We start from the raw sequence: 23,730 nt of genomic DNA, 5'->3' as shown, positions 1-23,730 counted from the left end.
GGCGTCGGCCGCGCGGGACCGGGTCGGTCTCGTCGTCGAACTCGCCGATGACCTCCTCCAGCAGGTCTTCGAGGGCCACGAAGCCGATCGGACGGGTCGGGCCGCCACCGTTACGGACCAGCGCGAGCTGGGCCTGGTCGGCGCGCATCGCGGCCACCGCCTCGGTGACCGAGGAGGTCGCCGGCAGGGTGAACGCCCGGGTCATCAGCTCGCCCGCCGTCGCCGGCCGGCCGGTGGTGACCGCCCGCACCGCCTCCCGTACGTGGACCAGGCCGCAGACCTCGCCGCCCGGGTCCAGCACGGCGAGCCGGGACCGGCCGCTGTCCCGGCTGACCTGCTCGATCCGGTCCGCGGTGTCGTCGCGGCGGACCGTGACGATCTCGTCGAAGGGCTCCATCACGTCCCGGACGGTGGTGCCCTGCAACTCCAGCATGCTGGTCAGCAGGTGGTGCTGCTCGGCGCCGAGCAGCCCGTGCTCGCGGGACTGCTCCAGCAGGATGCGCAGCTCGTCCGGGCCGTGCACCTGGGCGAGCTGGTCCTGCTGCTGCACCCCGAACAGCCGCAGCACCACGTTGGCCAGCGCGTTGAGCGCCGACAGCACCGGCCGGGCAACCCGGGCGAAAGCCCGGAACGGCAGCGCCAGCAGCAGCGCCGACCGCTCGGCATCGGTGATCGCCCACGACTTCGGGGCCATCTCCCCGACGACCAGGTGCAGGAAGGTCACCAGCGCCAGCGCGAAGACCAGCGCGACGGCGTGGCTGGCCGCGTCGGGCAGCCCCACCGTGTGCAGCAGCGGGCTGAGCAGGTGTTCGATCGCCGGCTCGGCCAGCGCGCCGAGCCCCAGGGTGCACAGCGTGATGCCGAGCTGCGCGCCGGCCAGCATCAGCGACAGCTCGCGGACGCCGTCCAGGGCCGCCCGGGCTGCCCGACCGCCACCGGCGGCCGCCGGTTCCAGGCGGTAGCGCTTGCTCGCCACCAGGGCGAACTCGGCGGCCACGAAGAAGCCGTTGAGCGCCAGCAGCAGCGCCGAGACCAGCAGTGCGACGCCGGGGCTCATGCCGCCACCTCCCCGGGGGCCTCGCCGGCCATCCGCAGCCGCACCGAGTCGGCCACGTGCCGGTCCACGACGAGCACCTCGACCAGGGCGCGCTCGCGTGGCGCCTCGCCGTCGGCGGGCAGGCTGATCTCCAGCCGGTCACCCACCTCGGGCACCCGGCCCAGCTCACGCATGACCAGCCCGGAGAGGGTGTCGTACTCGGGGGCCTCGGGCAGCGCGATGCCGGTGCTGTCGGCGACCTCGTCGATCCGCCAGCGGGCCGGCACCACCCAGGAGCCGTCGGCCTGCCGGGCGGGGGCGCGCTCCGGCGGGTCGTCCTCGTCGCGGATCGGGCCGACCAGCTCCTCGGCGATGTCCTCCAACGTGATCACGCCGGCGAAGCCGCCGTACTCGTCGACCACGCAGGCCAACTGCCGGTGCCCGGACCGCAGCCGGTCCAGCACCGTCGGCAGCGGCAGCGTCTCGGGCACCAGCAACGGGGGTACGGCCACCGCGCTGACCGGGGTGGTGGCGCGCCGCGCCGGGGGTACGCCGAGCACGTCGGCGATGCCGACCACGCCGACCAGGTCGTCCACGCCCTCGGCGCCGCGCACCGGGAAGCGGGAGTGACCGGTGTCGAGCAGCTCGACGACCCGGCTGACCGGCTCGTGCGCCCGGACGGTATGCACGTCGACCCGGGGCACCATGGCCTCCCCGGCGGTCAGCTCCCGGAAGTCGAGGCCCCGGTCGAGCAGGTCGGACATCTCGGCGTCGAGGTGGCCCTCCTCCCGGGACTCGGCGATGATCTGTTCCAGGTCCTCCGGGGTGGCGCCGCTGGGCAGCTCCTCGATCGGCTCGATGCCGAGCCGGCGCAGCAGCCGCACCGCCGCCCGGTCGAAGAGCGTGATCAGCGGGCCGGCGACCTTCAGGTACATCAGGGTGGAGCGGCTCAGCGCCCGGGCCAGCGGCTCGGCGCGGGCGATGGCCAGGTTCTTCGGGGCGAGTTCACCGAGGACCATCTGCACCACGGTGGCGATGAGCAGGGCCAGCACCACCGACAGCGGGAGGCTGACTGCGGTGGAGACACCGGCGCCGCCGAGCAGTTCGGCCAGCCCGGCACCCAGGTACGGCTCGGCGACGTAACCGACCAGCAGGGCGGTCACGGTGATGCCGAGCTGGGCGCCGGAGAGCATGAACGACAGCCGGCCGGTGACCTCCAGGGCCCGGGCGGCCGCCTGGTCGCCCTCCTCGGCCTGTTGCTTGAGCCGGCCGCGGTCCACCGCGACGTAGCCGAACTCCTGGGCCACGAAGTAGCCGGTGGCGGCGGTGAGAACGATGATGAGTAGAAGACCGACGACGATCAACACGGGTCGCTCAGGGCTCCCGGGGACGTCGGGGCGATGGGATGCCGGGCACGACCCGGCTGGCTACTGCTGCCCTCCTGGGCAGAGGAGTCGATCATGCGGCAATTCTATCCGCGGTCGCTGAAAGCCCGCTGAAGGTGGGGACAAAGCTGCCGCTCATCCCCTATGTCCGGTGCTCGGCGAGTTCATCCCGGTCCAGCAGGGCCCGGTCCACCCGCCCCGACCGGTACGCGGCCCGGCCGATCATCTGCGCGGCCACCGGCGCGGTGGCCAGTTGGAAGACGGCGACCAGCGCGATCATGCCGAGGTCGGCGGGGCTGCGCAGCCGCAACGCCAGCCCGAGCAGCAGGAGCAGCGCCCCGAGCACCTGCGGCTTGGTGGCGGCGTGCATCCGGTCCAGCACGTCCGGGAAGCGCAGCACCCCGATCCCGGCGGCGAGGCTGAGCAGCGCCCCCGCCACCAGGGCGATCGCTCCCAGCCAGTCGGCGACGGTGCCCGCGCTCACCGGGCCACCTCTTCGTTCGTGACTGCGGGGCTCCGCTGCGCTGCACTCCTCGCGCTCACCGGGCCACCTCTTCGTTCGCGACGCCGCCGCGCGCCGGCCGGGCCGGGACGGCGGGCAGCCGGGCCGGGGCCGGGCGGGTCACGCCTCCTCCCGGACGGCGAAGCGGACCAGGGCCACCGATCCGACGAACCCGAGCAGCGAGAGCACCACCAGCACCGGCAGCGTGGTGGCGTGCCGGTTGACCGCGGCCTCCGCCCCGACCGCGCCGAGCATGATCGCGAGCAGCAGGTCGGCGGCGATCACCCGGTCCAGCAGCGAGGGGCCCCGGTAGATCCGGGCCAGCGCCAGCAGCGCGGTGACCGAGAGCAGCACGGTCAGGACGACGGTGAGGACGACGGTCATGTGGACCTCCGGTCGACGGGATCGGTGGCGAGCAGGCGCACCTCGGCGTCGGAGCCGACCGCGCGGACGACCCGTTCCTCGACGGCGAGGACCCGGTGCCGGCTGTCGGACAGGTCCTCCGGACGCCGGACGTCCAGGACGTGCACGTAGAGGACGCCCGCGTCCCGGTCGATCTCAAGGATCAGGGTGCCGGGGACCAGCGAGAGCAGCTCGGCGGTGAGCGCCAGGTTGAGGTCGGTGCGCACCCGCAGGCGTACTCCGATGATCGCCCCGCGCGGCCGGTAGCCGGGGCGGACGGCGATCGCGGCGACGTGCACGCTGGCGTCGACCAGCTCGGTGACGAACGTCGCCAGCAGCACCAGCAGCGCCCGGGGCCGCAGCCGGCCGCCGAAAGTGACCGGCGGCAGCGGGAAGAACAGCAGCACCGCGACGCCGACCAGCGCCCCGCCGAGCAGGTTGCCCCAGGAGATCTCGCCCCAGAGCAGGTTCCAGACCGCGATCAGCCAGCCCAGGGCGATGGCCTGGTCGCGGCGGCGGCGGCCGGCGCGCCGCGTGGGCGGCGATCCGGCGGTGTCCGGGGCGGTCACGGGGCACCGCCGGGCAGCACGGCCCGCACGTACGGGGTGCGCAGCCGCAGGTCGGCCGCGGCGTCGGCAGTGACGCGGAACAGCGGACCGGCGGCGAGCGTGAACGTCAGGCCCAGCACCACCAGGGCGGCGGTGGCGCCCACCATCAGCTGCGGCAGCCGGACCACCGGTTCGTCGGTGGCCAGCCGGGGCGCCCGCCAGAACGCGATGTTCCACACCCGCGAGGCGGTGTAGAGGGTGAGCAGGCTGGTCGCCGTACCGGCGGCGACCAGCACCCAGGGCAGCGGCCCGCCGACCGCCACGCCGGCCTGGAGCAGGCCGACCTTGCCGAGGAAGCCGGAGAAGGGTGGGATGCCGGCGAGGTTCATCGCCGGGACGAAGAAGAGCACCGCCAGCAGCGGGGCGATCCGGGCCAGACCGCCGATCCGGCGCAGGTCGGTGCTGCCGGCGCGCTCCTCGACCAGCCCGGCGACGAGGAAGAGCGTGGTCTGGATGGTGATGTGGTGCACCACGTAGAAGATCGCGCCGGAGAGCGCGGCGGCGGTGCTCAGCGCCACCCCGTAGATCATGTAGCCGATGTGGCTGACCAGCGTGAACGAGAAGAGCCGCTTCATGTCCGACTGCGCCACCGCGCCGAGCACGCCAACCACCATGGTCAGCCCGGCCACCACCATGAGCAGGCCGGCGACCTGCCCGCCGGGGAAGAGCAGCGTCTCGGTCCGGATGATCGCGTAGACGCCGACCTTGGTGAGCAGGCCGGCGAAGACCGCGGTCACCGGGGCCGGCGCGGTCGGGTAGCTGTCCGGCAGCCAGGCGGAAACGGGAAAGACCGCCGCCTTGATGCCGAAGGCGAGCAGCAGCATCAGCTGCAACCCCAGCCGTACGCCGTCCGGCAGCGCGTCGAGGCGGGTGGCGAGCTGGGCCAGGTTGAGGGTGCCGGTGGCGGCGTACACCAGGCTGACCGCGACCAGGAAGATCATCGAGGAGAGGATGCCGACCACGACGTACGTCGAGCCGGTGCGGATCCGGGCCTCGGTGCCGCCCAGGGTGATCAGTACGAAGCTGGCGGCCAGCAGCATCTCGAAGCCGACGAAGAGGTTGAACAGGTCCCCGGCGAGGAAGGCGTTGGTGATACCGGCGGTCAGCACCAGGTAGGTCGGGTGGTAGATGCTCACCGGCGCGGATTCGCTGGTCTCGCTGCGGCCCTGGCCGATCGAGTAGACCAGCACGCAGAGGGTGACCGCCGAGGAGACCACCAGCATCAGCGCGGCCAACTGGTCGGCGACCAGCACGATCCCCACCGGCGCCGGCCACCCGCCCACCTGCGTCACCACCGGCCCGTGCCGGTACGCCTGCACGAGCAGCGCCACCGCCAGAACCAGGTTGCCGGTGAGCGCGACCACGCTGACCGTGCGCTGCACCCGGGGCAGGTTGGCCAGGATCAGGGTCAGCGCGGCGCCGAGCAGCGGCACCACCACCGGCAGCGGCACGAGCCGGTTCACTGCCGCCCACCCCGTCGGCGCAGCCGGCGTCGGGCGGGCTCCGGGTCCACCTGCTCCGGGTCGTCGTTCGGCCCCTCCCCGCCGAGGTCGGCGTCGAGCACCTCGTTGCGCTCGGCGAGCTGCACGATCTGGCGGTCCTCCAGGTCGTCCTGCACCTCGTCGTCGCCGCCGAGATACCAGCTGCGGTAGGCGACCGCCGCGAGGAACGCGGTCAGCCCGAAGGTGATCACGATGGCGGTGAGCACCATGGCCTGGACCAGCGAATCGCTGAACTCCGCCACCTCGGCGGTGCCGACCACCGGCGCCGCGCCGGACCGGCCGCCGAGCAGGATGAGCAGGTTCACCCCGTTGCCGAGCAGGATGACGCCGAGCAGGATCCGGGTCAGGCTGCGCTCCAGCAGCAGGGTCACCCCGGTGGCCGCGAGCACGCCGACGGCGAGCACCAGCACCAGGGTCGCCCCCGCGCCGCCCTGCCTCACCCCGACTCCCCCTCCCGCTCGACGACGAGCCCCCGCTCGGACCTGCCGGCCGCCTCGAGGTGCCGGTCCACCTCGGCGCCGAGGCTGCGCAGGATGTCCAGCACCAGCCCGACCACGACCAGGTAGACCCCGACGTCGAAGAAGAGCGAGGTGACCAGGTACGGCTCGCCCAGCCAGGGCAGCGGCAGGTTCACCTTGGCGCTCTCCAGCACGTCTCCCGTGGTCAGCAGGGACACCACGCCGCCACCGACGGAGATCGCCAGCCCGGCGCCGAGCACCGTGCCCGCGCCGACCGGGGCGCCCTCGGCCAGCTCGTACCGGCCGCCGGCGAGGTAACGCAGGGTCAGCGCCAGGCTCGCCACCAGGCCGCCGGCGAAGCCGCCGCCGGGGGCGTTGTGGCCGGAGAAGAGCAGGAAGAACGAGAAGAGCACCATGGTGTGGAAGATCAGCCGGGTGACCACCTCGAAGACGATCGAGCGGCGCCGCTCGTGCAGGGTGGGGCCACCGCTGAGCCAGACCGGCCCGGTGTCACGCTGGGGAGCCCGCGACGGTTCGCCCCGGCGCGGTCGAGGGCCGGTGCGGGACCGCTCGAAGATCAGGCTGGCCACCCCGGTCGCGGCCACCACCAGCACGGCGAGTTCGCCCATGGTGTCCCAGGCCCGGATGTCCACCAGGGTCACGTTGACCACGTTGCGGCCGTACCCCTCGACCACCGCGAGATCGGGGAAGGCCAGCGAGATCGGCGCGGCGGTCCGGGAACCGGCGGCGGCCAGGGCGAGGCCGGCGAGGACCACCCCGACGCCGACGCCGACCAGCCGCCGTGCCCACCGGCTGCGGCGCAGCGGTCGGGCGGAGAAGCGTTCCGGCAACCGGCGCAGCACCAGCACGAAGACGGCGATGGTCGCCGTCTCCACCAGGAACTGGGTCAGTGCCAGGTCGGGCGCGCCGTAGAGCACGAAGAGCATCGCGGTGCCGTAGCCGGTCACCCCCACCAGCAGCATCGCGGTCAGCCGCCGGCGGGCGCGGACCGCCAGCAGCGCCGCGACCGCGACGACGAGGGTGACCACCAGTTGCAACGGGCTGTCCCAGAGCGCGATCCGCTCGCGCCAGGGGCGGGCGGACAGCAGCGTCGCGCCGGGCACCAGCACCAGGGCGAGCAGCATCGCGCCCAGGTACTGCGGCAGGGAACCGCGTTGGGTGGCGCCGGTGACCTCGATGGCGAGCCGGTCGAAGCGGTGGGTGACCCACTCGTACCCCTGGTTGCCGCCGACCGGCGCGCGCAGCCGGGCCAGCGCGGGCGCGAGCGGCCCGCGCACCGCGTGCAGCACGTAGCCGCCGGCCAGCGCCACCGCCGACAGGCCGAGCGCGGGGGTCAGGCCGTGCCAGAGCGCCAGGTGCTCGTGCGGTGCGCCGAACAGCTCCGCGTACGGGCGCAGCGGCCCCTCCAGCCCGGCCACGGCGGGACCGGCGACGAGCCCGCCGACGGCGAGCAGGGCCGGCGGCAGCAGCATCGGTACGGGCACCGGGTCGGGCTCGGTCGGCTCGACGTCCGGCCGGGTGGCGAAGGCGCCCCAGAGGAACCGGATGCTGTATGCGACGGTGAGGGTGGTGCCGACGACCAGCCCGGCGAGGACGACCGGCCGCTCGGCCAGCGCGGTGAAGACCGCCTCCTTGCCGACGAAGCCGATCAGCGGCGGCACCCCGGCCATGGAGGCGGCGGCGAGCGCGGCCACCGCGGCGAGCACCGGCGCCCGTCGCCCCAGCCCGGACAGCTCCCGCAGGTCACGGGTGCCGACCTCGTGGTCGATGATGCCGACGACAAGGAAGAGCGCCGCCTTGAACAGGGCGTGCGCCAGCAGCATCACCACCCCGGCGAGCGCGGCGTCCGGGCTGCCGGCGCCGAGCACCACCGCCAGCAGTCCGAGCTGGCTGACCGTGCCGTACGCCAGCAGCAGCTTCAGGTCGCACTGCCGCAGCGCCGCCCAGCCGCCGGCGATCATCGTGACCAGGCCGAGGGTGAGCACCACGGGTCGCCACGGCCCGACGTCGGCCAGCACCGGGGCGAGCATTCCGATCAGATAGATCCCCGCCTTGACCATGGCCGCCGCGTGCAGGTACGCGCTGACCGGCGTGGGCGCGGCCATCGCCACCGGCAGCCAGGCGTTGAACGGCACGATCGCCGACTTGGCGAGCGCGCCGGTCAGGATCAGCAGTACCGCGACAACCAGCGCGGCGCCGCCGGGCAACGGCGCGCCGGCGATCTCCGACCAGCGGTAGCTGCCCGCGTGCTCGCCGAGGATCAGGAAGCCGACCAGCATGGCCAGGCCGCCCAGGGTGGTGACGGTCAGCGCCTGGGCCGCTGCCCAGCGGCTGGCCCGCCGCTCGGTGCTGTGGCCGATGAGCAGGTAGGAGAAGACCGTGGTCAGCTCCCAGAAGACGTACAGCAGCAGCAGGTCGTCGGCGAGGACCAGGCCGAGCATCGCGCCGGCGAAGGCGACCAGCACCGCGACGAACCGCACCAGGCCGGCGGAGTCGGGGGCGAAGTACCGGCCGCAGTAGACCAGCACCAGCGCGCCGACGCCGCCGACCAGCAGGGTCATCAGCCAGGACAGCGTGGTCAGCCGCAGCGCCACGTCGACGTCGAGCTGGTCGATCCAGTGGTACGTCTCGACGACCGCGCCGCCGTCGCGGACCGTCGGCGTACGGGTCAGCGCCCAGCCGAACGCGGCGGCCGGCGCCAGCGCGAGCGGGTAACAGGCGCGCGGACCCCACCGCCGGACCAGCAGCGGCGCGGCGAGGGCCGCCGCCAGGTGGAGGAGCAGCAGTACGAGCACGCGTCCTCCCGGTCGAGCTGGCGGCGCGCGCCGGGAGGAATGTCCCGGTCTGCACCGATCAGACGCCAGATCGCCGGTCGATGGGGGGTTTTGAGGAAATCGCCCGCCGTGGCCGCACTCCGGGCCAGGGTGGCAGCTGCCCCCGGTGCTGCTGTGGAGCTGATGTCGTGAACGACTCAGCCGCGCGGCTGACCCGCCCGGCCGGTCAGCGCAGCGCGATGTCGCCGGCCGGCACGGCGGCCTCCCGGGACGGCCGGTCCCGCCGGGTCTCCACCAGCAGGTCGGGGCGGCCGAGCTGGACGACGACCTTGTTGACCACGCGCTGGGCGGCGGCGAGCGAACGGACCGAGAGCAGGTTGCCCCGGCTCTCCCGGCGCAGGACGAAGTAGTGCACGGCGGCCCGCACCTGACCCCGGTCGGCGGCGCTGGCCTGGGCGGTGGAGACGACCAGCTCGCGCAGCGAGCGGGCGAGCCGCTCGGCGAGCTCCAGCTCGGGGCCGCGCAGACTGCCCCGGACGGCGGCGAGGTGACTGTCGACCTTCCGGATGAGCACGTCGGTGGCGGGCGCGAAGCCGGGCTCCTCGACGGTCATCCGATCCCCTTCACCCGACGCTGCGTTGCGAGTGAAGTTACTTTATGTTGCGCGTCACAAGCAAGCAGTTAGTTAAGACGTAATACGTCAAGCCGCTCATCCGACCCGTAAGCAGTCGCAGCCGGACAGACCGCGTCCGCGCTCGGCCGGATGTCACACCGACCGGGCAGGATGGAAGGCGTGACAGAGCAGGTGGGCGGGACCGACGGCGCGCGGGTGATGGCCGGCTTCGGCGCGGCGACCCGGGAGTGGTTCACGGCTGCCTTCGCCGCGCCCACCCCGGCGCAGACCGGCGCCTGGCGGTCGGTGTCCGCCGGGCGCAACGCGCTGGTGGTCGCGCCGACCGGTTCCGGCAAGACGCTCGCCGCCTTCCTCTGGTCGCTGGACCGGCTGGCCAAGGAGCCGCCGCCCGCCGAGGCGCGGCAGCGCTGCCGGGTGCTCTACGTCAGCCCGCTCAAGGCGCTCGCGGTCGACGTCGAGCGCAACCTGCGCGCCCCGCTCGCCGGCATCCGCCAGGCGGCCACCCGACTCGGCGTCGCACCCCCGGAGATCACCGTCGGGATGCGTACCGGCGACACTCCCGCCGACGAACGGCGGGCCTTCGCCCGCACCCCGCCGGACATCCTCATCACCACGCCGGAGTCGTTGTTCCTGCTGCTCACCTCCGCCGCTCGGGATTCGCTGCGCGGCGTCGAGACGGTGATCGTCGACGAGGTGCACGCGGTCGCCGGCACCAAACGCGGCGCCCACCTGGCGCTTTCCCTGGAACGCCTCGACGAGCTGTTGGAGACCCCCGCCCAGCGGATCGGCCTCTCCGCCACCGTCCGGCCGATCGACGCGTGCGCCCGGTTCCTCGGCGGCGCCCGCCCGGTCGACGTGGTGCAGCCGGCCAGCGCCAAGACCATCGAGGTGAGCGTCCAGGTCCCGGTGGAGGACATGACCCGCCTCGACGAGCAGGAGGCGCCGGAGGACGACCTGGGCGGCCCTAGGCCGCGCCGGGCGTCGATCTGGCCGGCCGTCGAGGAACGCGTCTTCTCGCTGATCCGGGCGCACCGGTCGACCATCGTGTTCACCAACTCCCGGCGCAGCGCCGAGCGGCTCTGCGCCCGCCTCAACGAGCTCGCCGCCGACGAGCTGGCCGCCGCGAGCGCTCCCGACGGCACGCCGGAGACGAGCTCCGAGGCCTGGGGCGGGCCGGTCGGGCCGCTCCGGGCCAACCGGCCGCCGGCCGAGGTGATGGCCCAGTCGGGCGCGGCGGTCGGCGCGCCGCCGGTGATCGCCCGCGCCCACCACGGCAGCGTGTCGCGCGAGGAGCGCAAGCACATCGAGGAGGCGCTCAAGTCCGGTCAGCTCCCCGCCGTGGTGGCCACCTCCAGCCTGGAGCTCGGCATCGACATGGGCGCGGTCGACCTGGTGGTGCAGATCGAGGCGCCGCCCAGCGTCGCGGCCGGCCTGCAACGGGTCGGCCGGGCCGGGCACCAGGTCGGCGCGGTCTCCCGGGGCGTGGTCTTCCCCAAGCACCGGGGCGACCTGCTCTCCTGCACGGTGGTCGCCGAGCGGATGGCCGAGGGCGCCATCGAGGAGCTGCACTACCCGCGCAACCCGCTGGACGTGCTGGCCCAGCAGGTCGTCGCGATGGTGGCCCTGGAGCCGTGGCGGGTCGGCGACCTGGCGGTGCTGGTCCGCCGGGCCGCCCCCTTCGCCGAGCTGCCCGACTCCGCGCTGCACGCCGTGCTCGACATGCTCTCCGGGCGCTACCCGTCCACCGCCTTCGCCGAGCTGCGCCCCCGGCTGGTCTGGGACCGCGCCGCCGACGTGCTCACCGGCCGGCCCGGGGCCCAGCGGCTGGCCGTCACCAGCGGCGGCACCATCCCCGACCGAGGGCTGTTCGGGGTCTTCCTGGCCGGCGCGGAACGCGCTGCCCGGGTCGGCGAGCTGGACGAGGAGATGGTCTACGAGTCGCGGGTCGGCGACGTCTTCCTGCTCGGCTCCTCCTCCTGGCGGATCGAGGAGATCACCCCCGACCGGGTGCTGGTCTCCCCCGCCCCCGGCCAGGCCGCCCGGATGCCGTTCTGGAAGGGCGACCAGCTCGGCCGGCCGGTGGAGCTGGGTCGGGCCATCGGCGCCCGGGTGCGGGCCCTGCTGCGGCAGAGCGACGAGACCGCGGTCGCCGCGCTGCGCGCCGGCGGGCTGGACGACTGGGCCGCCGGCAACCTGATGGCGTACCTGCGCGAGCAGAAGGCCGCGACCCGCTCGCTGCCGGACGACCGCACGGTGGTGGTCGAACGGTTCCGCGACGAGCTGGGCGACTGGCGGCTCGCCGTACACAGCGTGCTCGGCGCCCGGGTCAACGGGCCCTGGGCGCTGGCCATCGGCCGGCGGCTCGCCGAGCGGTACGGACTGGACGCCCAGGTCATGCCCTCGGACGACGGCATCGTGGTGCGGCTGCCCGACACCGCCGAGGAGCCGCCCGGCGCCGACGTGGTGGTCTTCGAGCCCGACGAGATCGCCCAGCTGGTCGAGGAGTCCGTCGGCACCTCCGCGCTCTTCGCGTCCCGGTTCCGCGAGTGCGCCGCCCGGTCGCTGCTGCTGCCCCGCCGCGACCCGCGCCGCCGCCAGCCGCTCTGGCAGCAGCGGCAGCGCGCCGCGCAACTGCTCGACGTCGCCCGCGAGTACGCCGACTTCCCGGTCACCCTGGAGGCCGCCCGGGAATGCCTCCAGGACGTCTTCGACCAGCCGGCCCTGGCGGAGCTGATGCGCGACCTGACCGCCCGCAAGGTGCGCCTGGTCGAGGTGGAGACCGACCGCCCGTCGCCGTTCGCCCGCGCACTGCTCTTCGGCTACGTCGGCGCCTTCCTCTACGAGGGGGACGCCCCACTCGCCGAGCGCCGGGCCGCCGCGCTGGCGCTCGACTCGGCCCTGCTCGGCGAGCTGCTCGGCCGGGTCGACCTGCGCGAGCTGCTGGACCCGGCGGTGCTCGCCGAGACCGAACGGCAGTTGCGCTGGCTCACCGAGCAGCGCCGCCCCCGCGACGCGGAGGACGTCGTCGAGCTGCTCCGGGTGGTGGGCGACCTCGCCGAGGCGGAGCTGGCCGAGCGGGGCGCGCCGCTGCCCTGGCTGACCGAGCTGGAGGCCGCCCGCCGGGTGCTGCGGGTCCGGGTCGCCGGCGAGGAACGCTGGGTGGTCGTCGAGGACGCCGCCCGGCTCCGCGATGCGCTCGGCGTGGCGCTGCCGGTCGGGGTGGCCGAGGCGTACCTGGCGCCGGTGGCCGACCCGCTCGGCGACCTGGTCGCCCGGTACGCCCGCACCCACGGGCCGTTCGCGGCGACGACCTGCGCCGCCCGGTTCGGGCTCGGGGTGTTCGTGGTGGAGCAGGCGCTGCGCCGGCTCGCCGCCACCGGGCGGGTGGTCTCCGGGGAGTTCGCCCCGGACACCGTCGGCACCCAGTGGTGCGACGCCGAGGTGCTGCGGCTGCTGCGCCGGCGCAGCCTGGCCGCGCTGCGCCGGGAGATCGAGCCGGTGCCGCCCCGGGCCCTCGCGGCGTTCCTGCCCCGCTGGCAGCAGGTCGGCTCGTCGGCGCGGGGCGTGGAGGCGCTGGCCGCCACCATCGAACAGGTGCAGGGGGCGGCGGTGCCGGCGTCCGCGCTGGAACGGCTGGTGCTGCCCGCCCGGGTCGCCGACTACTCCCCCGCCCAGCTCGACGAGCTCTGCGCCAGCGGCGAGGTGGTCTGGGCCGGCGCCGGGGCGATCTCCGGCGGGGACGGCTGGGTCACCCTCGCGTACGCGGACACCGCGCCGCTGCTGCTACCGCCGCCGGACGAGGCGCTGACCCTGACCCCGCTGCACGAGGCGGTCCTCGACGCCCTCGCCGAGGGGCAGGCGCTCTTCTTCCGCTCCCTGTCGGACCGGGTCGGCGCCACCGACGACGCGGTGCTGACCGCCGTGATCTGGGACCTGGTCTGGGCCGGTCACCTCACCAACGACACCCTCGCCCCACTGCGGGCCGTGCTCGGCGGCGGGGGGGCGCACCGGTCCCGGCCGTCCGCGCCGCGCACCCGCTACCGCCGCCCGGGCCGGGTCGCGCTGCCCACCCGGGGTGGCCCGCCGACCGTGGCCGGGCGCTGGTCCCGGCTGCCGGAGCGCGACACCGACCCGACCCGACGCTCAGCCGCGCTGGCCGACCTGCTGCTCGAACGGCACGGGGTGGTGACCCGGGGTGCGGTGATGGCCGAGCAGGTGGTCGGCGGCTTCGCCGCGGTCTACCCGGTGCTCTCCGCCCTGGAGGAGCGCGGCGCGGCCCGGCGCGGCTACTTCGTGGAGGGGCTGGGCGCGGCCCAGTTCGCCGTGCCCGGGGCGGTGGACCGGATCCGGGCCCTGGCCGACCCGGTCGACGGGGCGCGGGGCCGGGGCGGGCCGGCCGTGGTGCTCGCCGCCACCGACCCCGCCAACCCGTACGGGGCGGCGCTGCCCTGGCCGGAACGGGTGGTGGATTCCGGGGACGGAGCCACCCCGGCCACCGGGCACCGGGCCGGGCGCAAGGCCGGTGCGCTGGTGGTGCTGGTGGACGGGGACCTGGTGCTCTACGTGGAGCGGGGCGGCCGGACGATCCTGTCGTTCACCGACGACGCCGAAGCACTGGCCGCGGCCGGCAAGGCGCTCGCCGACGCGGTGCATTCCGGCGCGCTGGGGGCGATGTCGGTGGAGCGGGCCGACGGCGAGGCGGTGCGGTCCTCGCCGCTGCGCGACGCGCTGACCGCCGCCGGCTTCCGCGCCACCCCGCGCGGGCTGCGGCTGCGCGGCTGACCCCGGGCTGTTCCGCCCTGCCACCGCGGTGCGACGGGTGGGCCGCAGCGCGCTGGCATGCCCGCCCGCGCCGCCGGCCGACACGCTGGGCGACCCCGTCACCGCGGCTCCTCGACCGCTCCGGGGCCGGCGGCGGTCGGCACGGCGACCGCTGATACCTCAGGGGCATATCCATACCTCTGAGGTATCACGCTCACGGGGAGGTCCGCCGCCGGCGCACGCTCGAATCGGTGTCCGTTGACCGAGACCGGTGACCGATGACCGGCATCCGGGGCGGACCGACGCCAAGAGCAGGTCCGCTGCCGGTGCAGGCTCGAACCGCCCACCGGCGTCCGGTTCGGACCGACCGCCAGGAGCAGGCCCGCCGCCGCAGCCTCGAACCGCTCACCGGCGTCCGGCGTGGACCGATCGCCAGGAGCAGGGCGCGGACCTCGCCGGCGCCTGGCGTCCGGCCCCGGAGCGGCACTCAGCGCGGCGGTCAGCCCAGCTTGGCGAGGACGTCGTTGTAGCGCTGGCGCTCCGCCACCCCGGTCTTCGTGTCCAGATAGCTGAGCACCACCGCACCCTTGCGGAAGGCGTCCGCACCCCAGACGTCCATCTGGTTGGTCGCGTTCGCCTCGGTGGGAAAGACGTACACCTTGACGGCGTCGGTGGTCAGCAGCTCGGCGCAGCCGATGCCGGCGCCATTCGGTCCACAGTCGATCGTCCGGTTGCGCAGGTTGGTCACCTTCAGGCCGGCCGCCTTGAAGGCGTCGACGACCTTCTGGGCACCCGGGGTGCCGGCGGCCTTCGTCGGCATCCGGAACGCCGGAGTGGACGGGCTCTCCGACGGGGTACGGGGCGCCTTGCCGTTCGTCGGGGCGGCCGGGTCCGCGGGCGGCGGCGCCTCGCTGGTGGCGACGGCCTTCGGCGAACCGTTGGCCCAGGACGGGTCACCGGGCTCGGGGTCGCTGCCGCAGGCGGCAAGCCCGAGGGCGAGCAGGATCGTCACGGCGGCCGGGAGGACACGAGCGCGATTCGTCACCTCGGCAGTCTGCCGAACGCGGTGACCGGACGGCACCGGCCGGTCGGCCGACCGGCGTTCTCCGGTCAGCGCCACCCACGCACCGGCTGATGCGGTGTGCACTGACGTTTGCCGGGTTGGTGGTTCATGAGAAGTGTCGTAGGGGTGGTGTTGGCTTCGGTTCGTGCCTCGTCGTCGGGATCCGTCAGCGCCTCGGGTGGTGTATCGGTCGGCGCGGGTGGGGTTGCGGTTGACGTCGGGGCAGCGGCGGCGGTGTTTTGGAGTGCTGCGGTCGGCTGCGGATCTGTGGGCGTGTGTGTTGGAGGTCAACGCGTGACGCCGCCGGCGAGGCACCGGATCCCGACAGGGTCGCCGGGGTGGATTTGGGGATCATCCACCCCTTCGCCGTCGCGGACCCCGACGGGGATGGGCTGCTGGTGTCCGGGCGGGCGATCCGCGCCGAGCACCGCATGCACCTCGCCGACAGCAAAGCCCGCCGCCGCGCCGTCGCCGGACGGGCGCCGAAGCCCGGCGAGCGGGGGTCGCGGCGGTGGCGGCAGTACCGTCGGCGGGCGCGGCGCGTCGAGGGCCGACATCGGCGGCGGGTCCGCCAGGCCCAACACGAAGCCGCCCGGACAGTCGTCTCTTGGGCCGTCCGGCAGCGCGTGGGTGTCCTGCACGTCGGTGACCCCCGCGGCGTGCTCGACCTGTCTGCGGGGCGGCGGCACAACCTGCGGCTGCGGCAGTGGCAGATCGGCCGGCTCATCCAGGTTCTCACCGACAAGGCCACGCTGGCCGGGATCACCGTCCGGCTGGTCGACGAACGCGGCACCTCCTCCACCTGCCCCGCCTGCCGAGCACGGGTGCCGAAACCCCGAGGACGAAGCCTGTCCTGCCCACACTGCGCATTCTCCGGGCACCGCGACCTCATCGCGGCCGCCATCATCGCCACCCGCACACCGGGCGGCGGACCCACCACCGACACAGCCATAACGCTGCCACAGGTGGTTACGCACCGTCGAGCCGGCCGACACCTCCCCGGTGCCGGCCAGTCCCGGCGTGACCCCCGCCGCCCACCGCACCACCAGCGGCGTACGGGTCCAGTTGGCCCGCGGAGGCCCGCCCCACCACCCGGTGAGGAGTCGCTCGCCCCACGGCGAGGATCCACAACGCCCAACCGGAAACCCGGCAAACGTCAGTGGACACCACACTAGCCTGCTGCACATGGCCCCGACCGCCTGGATCTCGCTGACCACCGACTACGGCCTCGTCGACGGGTTCGTGGCCGCCTGCCACGGGGTGATCGCCCGGCTCGCCCCGGCGGTGCGGGTCGTCGACGTGACCCACCTGGTGCCGGCGGGCGACGTACGGCGCGGGTCGGCGGTGCTGGCGCAGACGGTGCCGTCCCTGCCGTACGCGGTGCACGTCGCCGTGGTCGACCCGGGCGTCGGCACCGCCCGGCGCGGGATCGCGCTGGTCACCCCGGGCGGGCTGCTGATCGGGCCGGACAACGGCCTGCTGCTGGCCGCCGCCGAGGCCCTGGGCGGGCTCACCGCGGCCGTCGAGCTGACCAACCCGGAGTGGCTGGCCCCGGAGGTGTCCCGCACCTTCCACGGGCGGGACGTCTTCGCCCCGGTCGCGGCCCGGCTCGCCCTCGGCGCCCCGCCCGCCGACGCGGGGCCGCCGGTGGACCCGGCCACCCTGGTCCGCCTGCCCGAACCGGTGCTGCGGCGGGACGTCGACGGATTCACCGCCGAGGTGCTGACCGTCGACCACTTCGGCAACGTCCAACTCGCCGCCGGGGCCGACCTGCTGGCCACGGTGCCCCCCACCGCGCGCGTGGCCGGGCGGGCCGCCGTCCGCGGGCGGACCTTCGCCGACGCGCCGGCCGGGGCACTGGTGCTCTTCGTGGACTCCGCCAACCTGCTGGCGCTGGCGGTGAACGGCGGCCGGGCGGCGGACCTGCTCGGGGTGGCGCCGGGCGACGTGGTCACGGTGTGCGGGCAGCGCTGATTGACCCTGCCGCTGCGCCGTCCGGTGTGGAATGCTGCTCGGCGTGGGTGAGCTATGGGTACCGGTCGCCTGTCCCTGCTGCGCCGCGCGGACCGGCGGGGGCACCTGCCCGGTCTGCTTCTGGACTGACGACGGCCAGGCCGACGGGGACGCCGACGTCGTACGCGGCGGCCCGAACGGCGACCTCAGTCTCAGCCACGCCCGGCTGAACTTCGCCGTCTACGGCGCCAGCCACCCCCGCTACCAGGACATGGTCCGCTCCCCCCGCCCCGACGAGCGGCCCTGACGGTAGGGGCTGCCCGGACGGCCCTGACCACACGGCCCTGACCGGGCGACCCGCACCGCGCGGTGCACAGCGCGCGGACCGGCGGGACGTCCGCGCCCCGCCGGTCCCGGGCCGGGTCAGCAGAGCGACACGGTCCCGCCGTAGACGGCGGAGATGTACGCGTGGCTGACGTACTGGCCGCCGGCCAGCCGGTTCCACCGGTTGGTGGTGCGGTACGGCCCGGTCACCGTCTGCCCGATGACGTAGCACTGGATCGGCACGTTGGCGTACCTGGCGGCGAGCCCGCGCACGCCGTACCCGGTGCCGGGGCCGGTACGGACGTTGAGCGGGCCGTCGCCGACCACGCCCCGGGGCCCGGTCCCGGTCCACAGGTACGCCACGTCGACCCAGGCGTTGTCGGTCAGCCGCAGCCCGTCGGCGAGCGTGCCGTCGGCCAGGTCGATGCCGGCCGGGTTGCGCACGGTGCGCCCGAACTGGTCCCGCCCGCCGTTGTAGCCCGACTGGTACGCCGCCTGCGCCTCCGGCCGCCCCTGCGGCAGGTCCTTCCAGTTCTCCCGGACCGGGCTGGGGTTCCAGTAGTCGTCGCGGGTGTTCCACGGCCCGACGTCCCACACCGGGGCGTACTCGCAGCGGCTGCCGCTGGTGGTGCAGACCCGCACCGTGTAGTCGCCGGTGTTGAGCGGGGAGAGCCCGCGCCGGCTGGGCAGCGCCACGAAATGGTCCCGGGCCTGGATGATCCGGCCGTTGGCGGTCTGCCCGCCGACCGACCCCTCGCGGGTGGCGAAGACCCGGTAGACGAGGCCGGTGGTGGCGGCCGAGACGGTGGCGACGGTGTCGGCGGTGAGCTCGACGGCGCGTACCGACGCGGTGGCGCGGGGGTCCCGGGCGGTGAGCAGCACCCGGGTCTGGACCCGGGTGACCGGCCGGTCGAAGACGGCGCCCGCGCCGGCGGCCTCCCGCCACTCGGTCCAGCCGGCGGCCCGCCAGCCCCGCACCTGGGCCTGCACCCCGCCGCCCCCCGCCACCTCGGCGGTGACCTGGGCGCGTACCCGGGTGGCCGGGCGGGCCAGGGTGCGCGGCGCGGCCAGCAGGGCACCCTCGGCGACCGGCCCGCCGACGGCGGCGGGGCGGGTGCGGGCGGCCGGCCGGGTGTCGGCGAGCCGCAGCCGGCCGGCGCTCCAGCGGACGTTGACGTCGTCGCCACCGGCGACGGCGAGGTCGGCGGACCAGCGCTCAGCGCCCGGCCCGGCGGCGGTGGCGGCGGGGACGGTGGGAACGGTCCGGGGCGCGGCGAGCGCGGCGGCGGGGACGAGAGTCGCGGCGGCGGTGGCGGTCAGCACGCCCGCGAGCAGGGAAGACAGGGTACGAAATGGGGGACAGCTCATTGACATTCTCCTCAGAACCTCCTGATAGTGCGTTGTCAGGACATGAAGGGGAAGCACCACACAAATAGCGACACATGCAAATTCGGCTCGGGCGAGAGAGGATGGTCGGGTGCCCGAAGGCGACACCGTCTGGAACACCGCCCGCGTCCTGCACCGGGCGCTGGCCGGCGCTGCCCTGACCGGCAGCGACTTCCGGGTGCCGCAGTTGGCGACCACCGACCTCACCGGGTGGACGGTGCGCGAGTCCGCCAGCCGCGGCAAGCATCTGCTGCTGCGCCTGGCCGCGCCCGAGGGGCGGTCGGACGTCCGGCACTGGACGCTGCACTCGCACCTGCGGATGGACGGCGCCTGGCGGGCGTACGCGCCGGGGGAACGCTGGGGGGCGCGGCCCGCGCACCTGATCCGGGTGGTGCTGCGCGCCCCGAGCGCGGTGGCCGTCGGCTACCACCTGCACGAGCTGGCCCTGCTGCCAACGGCTGAGGAGGAGTCCCTGGTGGGGCACCTCGGCCCCGACCTGCTCGGCCCGGACTGGGATGCGGCCGAGGCGGTCCGCCGGCTCGCCGCCCACCCGGAGGCCACCATCGGCGAGGCGCTGCTGGACCAGCGCAACCTCGCCGGGGTGGGCAACCTCTACAAGTGCGAGGTGCTCTTCCTGCGCGGCGTCTCGCCGTGGACCCCGGTCGGGGCGGCGCCCGACCTGGCCGGCACGGTGGCGCTGGCCCAGCGGCTGCTCGCGGCCAACCGGGGCCGCTGGACGCAGAGCACCACCGGCTCGCTGCACCGGGGCGGGACCAGCTACGTCTACGGCCGGCGCGCGCAGCCCTGCCGGCGCTGCGGCACCGCCATCCGCAAGGAGGAGCTGGGCGAGCGGGTCACCTACTGGTGCCCGAGGTGCCAGCCGGCACCCGACCCGGCACAGCCCTGACCCGGCGCAGCCCTGACCCGGCGCAGCCCTGACCCGGCGCAGCCCTGACCCGGCGCAGCCCTGACCCGGCCCGACCCGACACGCCGGTCCGACGGGACACGTACCGGATTGGGACGATTGGGTAGTTCCTAACCGGCCTCCCAGGTCGCATGCTGCGGTTGAGTGCTCACCGCTCGTCACTGCCGGGCGCGACCACCCGCCACGTCGAGGTGGCGGCCGTCGTGCCCCCAGGCCCCGGGGAGAGCCATGGCCCTGTTCCGCAGACTGCGCTCCAGCTGGCCGGTCCGCGCGGTCCGCACCGACCGCGTCAATGGACCGACGGTGCCGGCGGCGCGTACCGGCGCGCCGGCCGGACCGGCGCCGGCCAGCCTGGACCCGGCCGCCGTCCCACGCTGCTTCGGGCCGGTACCGAACTTCGCGCACAGCCCGTTGCCGGCGCTCGACGGGCACGGCCGGGTGGTGCCGGGCACCGGCATCCGCAAGTTCGTCGATTCGCTGCCGCTGCCCGGCCCGCTCGGGCGCAACGGGCTGGGCGCGCACCTGCCGGTGGCCGTGCCGGACACCATCAGCTACCCGGGCTGCGACTACTACGAGATCGGGCTCTGCCAGTACACCCAGCGGCTGCACCGCGACCTGCCCACCACGCGGCTGCGCGGCTACCGGCAGCTCAACCTCGGCACCGACCCCGACGGGCACAACACCGTCGCCCCGCCGGAACGGCCGTACCACCTGGGGCCGATGATCGTCGCGCGGCGGGGGCGGCCGGTGCGGGTCAAGTTCATCAACCAGCTGCCCACCGGGCGGGCCGGCGAGCTCTTCCTTCCGGTCGACACCACCCTGGACGGTGCCGGCATCGGGCCGCTGGACGGGCCGGCGCCGTACCCGCAGAACCGGGCCGTGCCGCACCTGGCCGGCGCGCAGACCGGCTGGACCAGCGCCGGGAACCCGTGGCAGTGGGTGACGCCGCCGGGCGAGATCACCCCGTACCCGAACGGGCCGGGGCTGAGCCACGTGCCGGACATGCCGCCCCCCGGCCTGGGCGCCACCACGCTCTACTTCCCGAACGAGCAGAGCGGGCGGCTGATGTGGCTGCACGACAACACCCTCGGGATGTCCCGGCTGACCGTCTATTCCGGACAACTGGCCGCCTACCTGCTCACCGACCCGGCCGAGGAGCGGTTGGCGGCCGACGGGGTGCTGCCCGCCGAGCAGCTCCCGCTGGTGATCCAGGACAAGACGTTCGTCCCCGACGACGCCCAGCTCGCCGCCGAGGACCCGACCTGGGACCGGGATCGGTGGGGGGCCCGGGGCAACCTCTGGCACCCGCACGTCTACCAGCCCCGGCAGAACCCGTACGTCGCCTCCGGGCGCAACCCGACCGGGCGGTGGGACTACGGCCCCTGGGTACCCGGTTCGGGCGGCGACGACCCGCTCTGGGTCGGCCCGGTGGACAACCCGCACCACGACCCGGTCGCCGCCCCGGAGGAGCCGCCCCGCGCGCCGGGCCTGCCGCAACCGAGCGCGGTGCCCGAGGCGTACGGGGACACCGCGCTGGTCAACGGGGCCGCGTACCCGTACCTGAAGGTGCAGCCGAAGGCGTACCGGTTCCGGATCCTCAACGCCTGCGCCGACCGCAGCCTCAACCTGGCGCTCTACCGGGCCCGCTCGAACGCCGCCATGTGGCACCCGGACGGCGCGCTGGCCGACGCCGGGGCCGGCGAGGTGCCGATGATGGAGGCGATGCGTGCCTCGGGACGGCCCCCCGACTGGCCCACCGACGGGCGGGAGGGTGGCGTGCCCGACCCCCGGGCGGCCGGCCCCCGCATGATCCGGATCGGCAACGAGTGCGGCCTGCTCCCCGCGCCGGTGGTGGTGCCGAACCGGCCGGTCGGCTACCGCTACGACCGGCGCGACCCGACCGTGCTCAACGTGGACACCCACGCGCTGCTGCTCGCTCCCGGCGAACGGGCCGATGTGGTGGTGGACTTCTCCACCGTCCCGCCCGGCGGCACGCTGATCCTCTACAACGACGCCCCGGCTCCGCTGCCGTGCTTCGACCCCCGCTACGACCAGCACAGCGACGCGCCGGACCGCAGCGCCGAGGGCGGTGTCGCCGGCACCCGCCCCGGGTACGGCCCGAACACCCGCACCCTGCTCCAGTTCCGGGTGGCCGGCACCCCGGCGGAGCCGTACGACCTGGGCCGGCTGGTCGAGCGGCTGCCCGGGGCGTACGCGGCCAGCCAGCGACCGCCGATCGTGCCGCAGCCGGAGTACGACGCGGCGTTCGGCACCCGTACCGCCGGGCGGACGCTGGTGCCGGTGCACGCCACCACGGTCAGCTTCACCCCGGCCGGCGCCACCGCCCCGGTGACGCTGCCGATCCAGGTGAAGACGGTCGGGCAGGTCTTCGAGCCGGGGCACGGCCGGCAGGCCGGGCGGCTCGGCGTCGCCCACCCGCACGCGGGGCCGCTCGGCCCGGCGTCCCTGCCACTGGGACCGGCCGACCCGGCGACCGAGGTGCTGGTCGCCGCCGAGCCGGACGGCCCCCCGGGCGCGGCGGCCGACGGCACCCAGGTGTGGCGGATCAGCGGCACCGGCCGGCAGACGCACGTGGTGCGGATCAGCGGCTGCGACGTGCAGCTGGTCAACCGGGTCGGGTGGGACGGCACCGTCCGGCCGCCGGACGGCGGGGAGCTGGGCTGGAAGGAGACCATCCGGGTGAACCCGGCCGAGGACGTGGTGGTGGCGCTGCGCCCGGTGGTGCCCCCGCTGCCGTTCAAGATCGGCGACAGTCTCCGGCTGCTCGACCCGACCCGCCCGGCCGGCGTCCGGGTCGGCACCACCGGAGTCAGCCCGCTCGACGGGCGCCCGGCGACGGTGGTCAACCAACTGGTCAACCTGGGCTGGGAGTACCGCTGGTTCAGCGGCGCCGCCGGCCACCGCGACCTGGGGATGAGCCGGCCGCTGGTGCTGCGGGTCGCCCCCCGGGGGCCGAGCGGGCTCACCGCGACGCCGCTGCCCGGCTCGGCGACGGCGCTGCCGGCGATCGCCCTGGCCTGGACCGGCAACGGCAGCCGCCCGCCGGCCAGCAGCCACCTGCTCCAGCGGGCCACCGACCCGGCCTTCACCGAGGGGCTGACCACGATCACCGTGGCGGCCACCGCCACCCGGTACACCGACGCGACGGTCACCCCCGGCGTCACCTACCACTACCGGATCCGCGCGGAGAACGCGGTGAGCTGCTCAGCCTGGTCCAACAGCGTCCCCGCGTCGGTACGGCTCAGCGCGCCGACCGGGATCGCCGCCGCCGTCCCGCCGGCCGCGCCGCTGCGGATCGCGCTGCGCTGGACGAACCGCTCCTTCGCCACCGGGATCGACGTGCAGCGGGCGACCAACCCCACCTTCACCAGCGGGCCGGCCACCACCGCGGTCGGCGTGGCGGACAACCACCTCGACCCGGCCGTCGCCCCGGACACCACGTACTACTACCGGGTCCGCACCACGTACCTCGGCGCGGCGTCGCCGTGGTCGACGGTGGCCACGGTGACCACCCCGCCGGCTCCGACCGCGCCGACCGGGGTGACCGCCACCCCGAGCGCCCCCGCGCCCGACACGGCCACGGTGGTGCTGAACTGGGCGGCGGGGAGGCCGAACGGGCCGGGCGCGGGCTTCACCGTGCAGCGGGCGCTCGACCCGTCCTTCACCCGGGAGGTGGCCACCTTCACCGTCACCGGCCGGGGCTTCACCAACACCGGCCTGGCCCGCGGCGTGACGTACCACTACCGGATCCGCTCGTTCAACGTGGTCGGCAGCTCGCTGTTCACCGGCCCGATCCCGGTCACCACGCCGGACTGAGCCGCCCGGGCAGCGGGCTGCCCGGGCGGGGCCGGTCAGCGGGTGGGGGCGCGCAGTGGCTCGCCGACGGCGCGCAGCTCGGCCAGGGCCGACGCCACGCCGTGCAGCAGGTCGGTCGCCTCGGTCAGCCGGGAGGCCGCCGGGTGCTCGGTGCTGGGG

General features: G+C 75.1%; 16 protein-coding genes and 1 pseudogene. 6 read left to right on the top strand and 11 right to left on the bottom strand.

What is annotated here, in order from left to right; all coding sequences use genetic code 11:
• The 9 genes and pseudogenes from KBX37_RS25970 to KBX37_RS25930 all read right to left on the bottom strand — a co-directional run.
• Nucleotides 1–1,057 (bottom strand): hemolysin family protein (locus KBX37_RS25970; RefSeq protein ID WP_210778516.1); only part of this gene is annotated, 1,057 nt, incomplete at its 3' end.
• Nucleotides 1,054–2,403, bottom strand: coding sequence for a hemolysin family protein (locus KBX37_RS25965; RefSeq protein ID WP_210778515.1), 1,350 nt, complete (start codon nucleotides 2,401–2,403; stop codon nucleotides 1,054–1,056). The genes KBX37_RS25965 and KBX37_RS25970, both read right to left, overlap by 4 nt.
• A gap of 160 nt (nucleotides 2,404–2,563) precedes the next feature.
• Entirely contained in the window at nucleotides 2,564–2,905 is a 342-nt protein-coding gene (mnhG, locus tag KBX37_RS25960; protein ID WP_210778514.1) for a monovalent cation/H(+) antiporter subunit G, read from the bottom strand.
• A gap of 138 nt (nucleotides 2,906–3,043) precedes the next feature.
• Nucleotides 3,044–3,307: a monovalent cation/H+ antiporter complex subunit F gene (locus KBX37_RS25955; RefSeq protein ID WP_154942805.1), complete on the bottom strand. Its 264-nt coding sequence runs from the start codon at nucleotides 3,305–3,307 to the stop codon at nucleotides 3,044–3,046.
• Nucleotides 3,304–3,894 carry a Na+/H+ antiporter subunit E gene (locus KBX37_RS25950; RefSeq protein WP_210778513.1) on the bottom strand — a complete coding sequence of 197 codons (591 nt, stop codon included), beginning with the start codon at nucleotides 3,892–3,894 and terminating at the stop codon, nucleotides 3,304–3,306. Before KBX37_RS25950 ends, KBX37_RS25955 begins: the two co-directional genes overlap by 4 nt.
• Nucleotides 3,891–5,396 carry a Na+/H+ antiporter subunit D gene (locus KBX37_RS25945; protein ID WP_210778512.1) on the bottom strand — a complete coding sequence of 502 codons (1,506 nt, stop codon included), beginning with the start codon at nucleotides 5,394–5,396 and terminating at the stop codon, nucleotides 3,891–3,893. Before KBX37_RS25945 ends, KBX37_RS25950 begins: the two co-directional genes overlap by 4 nt.
• Nucleotides 5,393–5,875, bottom strand: coding sequence for a Na(+)/H(+) antiporter subunit C (locus KBX37_RS25940; RefSeq protein WP_210778511.1), 483 nt, complete (start codon nucleotides 5,873–5,875; stop codon nucleotides 5,393–5,395). Before KBX37_RS25940 ends, KBX37_RS25945 begins: the two co-directional genes overlap by 4 nt.
• Nucleotides 5,872–8,709: a Na+/H+ antiporter subunit A gene (locus KBX37_RS25935; protein WP_210778510.1), complete on the bottom strand. Its 2,838-nt coding sequence runs from the start codon at nucleotides 8,707–8,709 to the stop codon at nucleotides 5,872–5,874. The genes KBX37_RS25940 and KBX37_RS25935 overlap by 4 nt, the downstream gene beginning before the upstream one ends.
• 234 nt (nucleotides 8,710–8,943) lie before the next feature.
• Nucleotides 8,944–9,301 (bottom strand): annotated as a pseudogene (locus KBX37_RS25930) (hypothetical protein); the annotation flags it as partial.
• 171 nt (nucleotides 9,302–9,472) lie between these two features.
• Here KBX37_RS25930 and KBX37_RS25925 point away from each other — a divergent pair.
• On the top strand, nucleotides 9,473–14,104 hold the full coding sequence (locus KBX37_RS25925; protein WP_210778508.1) for an ATP-dependent helicase: 4,632 nt from the start codon (nucleotides 9,473–9,475) through the stop codon (nucleotides 14,102–14,104).
• A gap of 478 nt (nucleotides 14,105–14,582) precedes the next feature.
• Here KBX37_RS25925 and KBX37_RS25920 read toward each other — a convergent pair whose 3' ends face one another.
• Nucleotides 14,583–15,128, bottom strand: coding sequence for a hypothetical protein (locus KBX37_RS25920; RefSeq protein ID WP_210778507.1), 546 nt, complete (start codon nucleotides 15,126–15,128; stop codon nucleotides 14,583–14,585).
• Nucleotides 15,129–15,421: 293 nt separating this feature from the next.
• Here KBX37_RS25920 and KBX37_RS36070 point away from each other — a divergent pair, with 293 nt between their 5' ends.
• The 3 genes from KBX37_RS36070 to KBX37_RS25905 are packed head-to-tail and all read left to right on the top strand — an operon-like array spanning nucleotide 15,422 to nucleotide 17,406.
• Nucleotides 15,422–16,321 carry an RNA-guided endonuclease TnpB family protein gene (locus KBX37_RS36070; RefSeq protein ID WP_374103893.1) on the top strand — a complete coding sequence of 300 codons (900 nt, stop codon included), beginning with the start codon at nucleotides 15,422–15,424 and terminating at the stop codon, nucleotides 16,319–16,321.
• A gap of 10 nt (nucleotides 16,322–16,331) precedes the next feature.
• Nucleotides 16,332–17,120 carry an S-adenosyl-l-methionine hydroxide adenosyltransferase family protein gene (locus tag KBX37_RS25910; RefSeq protein WP_210778505.1) on the top strand — a complete coding sequence of 263 codons (789 nt, stop codon included), beginning with the start codon at nucleotides 16,332–16,334 and terminating at the stop codon, nucleotides 17,118–17,120.
• A 43-nt stretch (nucleotides 17,121–17,163) separates the two neighbouring features.
• The gene (locus tag KBX37_RS25905) at nucleotides 17,164–17,406 is read left to right on the top strand and encodes a CPCC family cysteine-rich protein (protein ID WP_210778504.1); all 243 of its coding nucleotides are present in this window, start codon (nucleotides 17,164–17,166) and stop codon (nucleotides 17,404–17,406) included.
• A 116-nt stretch (nucleotides 17,407–17,522) separates the two neighbouring features.
• Here KBX37_RS25905 and KBX37_RS25900 read toward each other — a convergent pair whose 3' ends face one another.
• Nucleotides 17,523–18,791: a hypothetical protein gene (locus tag KBX37_RS25900; RefSeq protein WP_374103891.1), complete on the bottom strand. Its 1,269-nt coding sequence runs from the start codon at nucleotides 18,789–18,791 to the stop codon at nucleotides 17,523–17,525.
• A 109-nt stretch (nucleotides 18,792–18,900) separates the two neighbouring features.
• Between KBX37_RS25900 and KBX37_RS25895 the strand changes: the two genes are divergently transcribed.
• Nucleotides 18,901–19,716, top strand: a complete 816-nt coding sequence (locus KBX37_RS25895) for an Fpg/Nei family DNA glycosylase (protein ID WP_210778502.1) — start codon at nucleotides 18,901–18,903, stop codon at nucleotides 19,714–19,716.
• Between the two features lie 246 nt (nucleotides 19,717–19,962).
• Nucleotides 19,963–23,571 carry a hypothetical protein gene (locus KBX37_RS25890; protein WP_210778501.1) on the top strand — a complete coding sequence of 1,203 codons (3,609 nt, stop codon included), beginning with the start codon at nucleotides 19,963–19,965 and terminating at the stop codon, nucleotides 23,569–23,571.
• Nucleotides 23,572–23,730: the final 159 nt, after the last annotated feature.

It is taken from the genome of Micromonospora sp. U56 (assembly GCF_018070095.1).
Classification (GTDB): domain Bacteria; phylum Actinomycetota; class Actinomycetes; order Mycobacteriales; family Micromonosporaceae; genus Micromonospora; species Micromonospora purpureochromogenes.
This window is presented reverse-complemented; position numbering and strand designations above follow the sequence as displayed.